The following is a 2,686-nucleotide window of genomic DNA, read 5'->3' on the forward strand; positions in this document are numbered from 1 at the left end:
AGGGCGCCATCAAGCTCGACCTTGGCGGCGGCAAGGCGCGTTTCGCGCTCGACCTGGAAGCGCTGCCGGCGTCGATCGCCAAGCTGGTGTTCGTCGCGGCAATCGACGGCAACGGCACCATGCGCGCAATCGGCCCGAGCACCATGACGCTCGGCGACGCGGTGAAGTTTGCGTGGTCGGGCGCCGATTTCGTGAATGAAAAAGCCGTCATCGTCGGCGAAATCTACCGCAAGGATGGCGTCTGGCGCTTCGGCGCCGTGGGCCAGGGATTCAATGGCGGGCTGTCGGCGCTGCTGGCGTATTTCGGTGGCGCCGAAGTCGTGCCCGCTGCCGCGCCGGTACCAACCCCGTTGCCGAAGGCGGTTTCGCTGTCCAAGGTCACGCTCGAAAAGCGCGGCGACAAGGTGTCGCTCGACAAACGCGGTGGCAAGGGCTTCGGCCGCATCCACGTCAACCTGAACTGGAACCAGCAGGGTTCGGCGCCGGCGCCGGCCAAGACCGGCTTCCTGGCCAGGCTCAGCGCGGCTGGCGCCGGCTCCGGCGCCGGCATCGACCTGGACCTCGGTTGCATGTACGAGATGGCCGATGGCAATGCCGGTTTGGTCCAGGCGCTCGGCAACGCGTTTGGCGACGACGAGCGGCGTCCGTACATCCGGCTCGAAGGGGACGACCGCACCGGCCAGTCCAAGGACGGTGAAAACCTGACCATCAATGGCGACCACTTCGGCGAGATCAAGCGCGCGCTGATCTTCGCCTTCATCTACCGCGGCGCGCCGAACTGGGCCGCGACCGACGGCGTCGTCACCATCAACGCGCCGGATCAGGCGCCGATCGAGGTGCGGCTGGACCAGGGCGGCAACCAGATGATGTGCGCGATCGCGATGATCGAGAATGTCGGCGGCAGCCTGCATGTGACCAAGCTGGCCGAGTACTTCGCCCAGGAGGGCAAGACCAGCGCGCACGAGCTGATGGACCGGCGCTTCGGTTTCGGCCTCAGGTGGAAGACTGGCACCAAAGACTGACCCCGCGAGCTCCGCTCGTGTTTGTCGTTGTCGCAGCAACCGTAATTAACGCCCTCGCAGATACGAGCTAATTTTCAATATCGACACGAGGCCGCGCCGAGGGTGTTGCGAAGTCAACGCGTACATAACCAAGCGGGGTCTTGACACCTAGACCCTCAATATTTGCAGCCTTATTCTCCCGCAGTGCTCCTTCACCCGTCTTGACCATCGAGTCGTTACCCGTCGCAAGGCCTTCCGCAATTACGATTACAGCCACTCCATCCGGTGTCCCAAATGTGAGCGGCTTCCATGCCAGGACATCGCGCGTCAATGTCGAGGCGGCGTACGAATGTCGGCACTAGGCCCAGGCGCGCGCTGCCCCCGGTGTGCTGACCATGTTCTATTTGTAAAACCTGCGCGCGAACATCACCATTAAAAAAATCGCGGTTGTCATAGCGAAAGACGGAATCCAAAACATCCAGAACTCAAACTGCGCTTCTGCCTGCGAAACATCCGACGACAACGCTGGCCGAACAATAGCGTACATGACTCTCCTGATGGTGTCTGTCTGCACCTTAACCCACCAATCGCCATGAGCACTCCAAAAAATCGCCAGCAACCAAGAGATCGCAGCTAAAAGGAAGAAAACACAGGCCACCTTAAGTGCAATCGCCAAGTAAGGTAGGGCGCTTCTGTAATTAGCAGCATTATTCATTCGCATGGCCGTCCAAGAAATTGTTCATTTGGCATAAACGTGCATGTAAGCACCTTCACCACTGTAATTCTGCCGCAACATTTCATTCAGCTTGTTGAACGTCGTCCGCAGCCTTCTTCATTTCGGCCAATCTCTCATCGCCAGATCGTTGTGCCGTCTCCGCTTTCTCGCCCTTCGAGAAAAATCCTTCTAGCGCGCGTGAACATCTTCGTAAAGGGCGAAGTACCGGCCGCTATCGCTGCGGTTACGTGCGCGCCCAGTTTGATACTTCCTCGACCTGACGTCCTGACCATAGTCGGGTGAACGTAATGAAAGCGACGCCTGGTCCCCGCTTCCATCGTTACAGTAAGACCAGTGGATCACCCTGCCGTTGGCGCGGCACCCGCGCCTGGTCCGGCGACCTGGTACCAGTCGATCTTACGGGTAACGACCATCATCGCTGCCAGCACGGCGAACAGCAGGATGCTTCCGAGGACCAGCGCGTTATTCTCTGAAATGAGCAATCCGTACAGCGCGCAATACAGCAGGCCGAGCGCGCCGCCGAAGCCCAGTCCGCGCCGCCAGTCGTGCAGCACATAGCTCAGGTAAAAACCGATCAGGCCGGTACAGGCGATGCTAGCGACGATGTAGGCGAGCGCGAAGTGGATGTGTTCCGACAGGCTCACCAGCAACAGGAAGAACAGCGCCAGCGCCAAGCCGACCAGCAGGTACTGAATCGGGTGGATCGGCAGGCGCCTGATCATTTCAAACACGAAGAAGGCGACGAAAGTCAGCGCCACGAACAGCAGGCCGTACTTGGTGGCGCGATCGGCCAGCGAGTACACATTGACCGGTTCGATAAACGCGACGCTGAGCTTGTCGATGGCGCCGGAGCTGCTGCGGCCATCCGCATTTGGCGCCCGTTCGGCGCGCTGAAACTGCTGCTGGGAATCGCTGGCGAGCGATGAAACGGTCCACGCGGCACTGAAGC

General features: G+C 60.2%; 3 protein-coding genes. 1 reads left to right on the forward strand and 2 read right to left on the reverse strand.

What is annotated here, in order from left to right; genetic code table 11:
- The coding region (locus JWQ61_RS03015) for a TerD family protein (protein WP_304359204.1) at nucleotides 1–1,022 on the forward strand (1,022 nt) is incomplete at its 5' end.
- A 379-nt stretch (nucleotides 1,023–1,401) separates the two neighbouring features.
- Here the strand turns inward: JWQ61_RS03015 and JWQ61_RS03020 are convergent.
- Nucleotides 1,402–1,716, reverse strand: a complete 315-nt coding sequence (locus JWQ61_RS03020; RefSeq protein ID WP_304359205.1) for a hypothetical protein — start codon at nucleotides 1,714–1,716, stop codon at nucleotides 1,402–1,404.
- A 359-nt stretch (nucleotides 1,717–2,075) separates the two neighbouring features.
- Nucleotides 2,076–2,686, reverse strand: a 611-nt coding sequence (locus JWQ61_RS03025) for an inner membrane CreD family protein (protein WP_304359206.1), incomplete at its 5' end; no start/stop codon positions are given.

The sequence above is a fragment of the Collimonas fungivorans genome (assembly GCF_028292705.1).
GTDB classification, from domain to species: domain Bacteria; phylum Pseudomonadota; class Gammaproteobacteria; order Burkholderiales; family Burkholderiaceae_D; genus Collimonas; species Collimonas fungivorans_B.